The 2,694-nt window shown below is 38.7% G+C and carries 1 pseudogene; it reads left to right on the top strand.

Features of this window, described 5'->3' with window-relative positions:
* Positions 1-2,694 (top strand): annotated as a pseudogene (locus tag ACFINL_RS09490) (autotransporter outer membrane beta-barrel domain-containing protein); the annotation flags it as partial.

The raw sequence follows: 2,694 nt of genomic DNA, 5'->3' as shown, positions 1-2,694 counted from the left end.
CACATGCTGAAACTCTTGACGTTGCCAACGAAGAAAAAGATATATCCGGAAAAACGTACGAGACTATTTATGTAAAAAACAAAGGAAAAATCACCGGTAGTACTGTAACCGTAACTGGAAATAAAAACACAAATACAGACACAGGTAGCGATAAATATGTTGTAACAGTTGAAGGTGCTAACAGTGCGCTTGAATTAAATAGCTTAAATATTCAAGGCACTGATTCTGATGTTCGTTTTGGTATTTCTGTAAAAGACGGCGCTAACATCAACCTGACCGGGGGAAACATTACAGCTTCTCAAACTGGCGTTTATATCGATGGTAGTAAGGATAATAGAAATATACTGCAAAATGTAGTAATATCAGATAATAAAAATGAAGCATCATCACTCCTTGGAATAAAAATAAACAAGAAAAGTTTTATCACTTTAGAAAATGTAACAGTTAAACAAGCACAAACTGCCATAGATGCATATGATTCCACAGTAAAAGTTTTAGGAGGATCATTTGATGCAGAAAAAACCGCAATATTTGCTCAAAACGGCAGCAACATCACTTTAACTGGCGATGCAAACATTACATCTAATGATGTTGGACTCTATGCGGCAGGTTCAAAGGCCATCATCGAAATGACAGGAGGGAGCATCACAGCGAAAGAGCAAGCAGTAAAGACAACATACGGTGGCCATATTATTGCTACAGATGTCACCCTAAAAACAAAAGATGTTTATGGAATTGGTGTAGCTTGTGAAGACCTTAGCATAATTGAATTACTTGGAAAGACAACGATTAATAATGCTTTCATCGGGATTCAAGTAATAGATGAGGCCACAATCAAGATGATTGGAGGAACCATTACAGCTTCTGCAGCTGGTGCTACATTCTTAAACAGTCACAGTTATAAATATGAAAACAAACTAGAAAATGTGACCATATCGAGTATTAAAGAGGATGTGCCACTGTTCTTTGGAATAAAAGCAGATGCAAGTTATATCTCTTTAAATAATGTAACAGTGACGCAAGCACAAACTGCCATAGAGGCATATGATTCCATAATAAACGTTTTAGGAGGATCATTTGATGCAGAAAGAACAGCAATATTTGCTCAAAACGGCAGCACCATCGCTTTAACTGGCGATGCAAACATTACATCTAATAATGCTGCTGGACTCCATGCGGCAGATTCAAAGTCCATCATCGAAATGACAGGGGGGAGCATCACAGCGAAAGAGCAAGCAGTAAAGACAACATCCGGTGGCCATATTACTGTTACAGATGTCACCCTAAAAACAAAAGATGGTTATGGAACTGGTGCAGTTTCTAGTGGCCTTGGTAGCATGATTGAATTACTTGGAAAGACAACGATTAATGATGCTTTCTTTGGGCTTCAAGCACAAAACGGTGGCGCAATCAAGATGACTGGGGGAACCATTACAACTTCTTCAACTGGTGCTATATTCTCAAACAGTAACAGTAGTGAAAACAAACTAGAAAATGTGACAATATCGGGTGTTCAAAAGGATGGGACACTGTACTATGGAATAAACGCAAATAAAAGTACCGTCACTTTAAAAGATGTAACAGTGGCTCAAGCAGCCACCGGTGTATTTGAAAAAGGTGTATTAGCAGAGAATGATTCGACAATAACAATCTCGGGAGGATCATTTCATGCACAAAATACAACAATATCTGCTAAAAGCGGCAGTGCCATCACTTTAACCAACAATGCAAACATTACATCTGATAACGTTGGACTCTATGCGGAAGGTTCAAACTCCACCATCAGCATGACGGAAGGAACCGTCACGGGGAAAGGTAATGCATTGGTTGCTGAAAATGGTGGACATATTACTGTTGCAGATGTGACCCTAAAAACAAATGATAGCGATAAGTCATCTGGTGTATTTTCTAATGGCGCAAACAGTGTAATTTTTCTTGAAAAAACAACGATTAGTAATAGTGAAACTGGGCTTGCAGCAATCGATGGTGGTGCAGTCAACATGACGGGAGGATCCGTAGCAGCGAACGAAACGGCGTTATTTGCAATCAACGGTGGGCATATTGATTTGACAAATGTTTCTGCAACAGCAGAAGTTTCTGGTTTGCAATTCGTAACTCACCCTACTACCAAACAAGATGAGCTAAATGATCCACAAAAACATCATAGCAATGAAATCAATCTGACCAATGCAGAGCTTCATGCTGAAAATGGCACAGGAATTTTCATTAGAGCTTTCACTAACGCTAACATTAAAAATAGTGCTGATCTGTCAATTGGTACAGTTAATCTCACAAATTCAGAAATCCATGCCGACGTGTTATTAAGGGACGGCCTCTTTACAAAAAAAGAAAGCTTTTGGGAGGAGAAAAATATTAATGAGATATCCAATGGCACCTTCACCTTAAGCGCTGATCATTCAACTTTAGAGGGCAGAGCGAATATTGCTAAAGACAGAAATGTACATTTTGATCTAAAAAACAAGACAACATGGACACTAAAGACCAGTACAAAAGAAAAAGATGCTGATGGCAATCTGCTTGATATTGCTCAAAGATCTCGTTCCGATATTTCTACGCTTAATCTCGATAACAGCTCTATTATCTTTAATGGACCAACAGAAGATCATTATCACACATTGCATATAGGATCTGGTAAACCAGATACGCAAACAGTCTACAACGCCTCTGGTAATG

The organism is Bartonella sp. AA78NXGY, assembly GCF_042197005.1.
In the GTDB taxonomy this organism is placed as follows: Bacteria; Pseudomonadota; Alphaproteobacteria; order Rhizobiales; family Rhizobiaceae; genus Bartonella.
The sequence above is the reverse complement of the archived record's forward strand: the minus strand, read 5'-3'. Positions and strand labels throughout refer to the sequence as shown.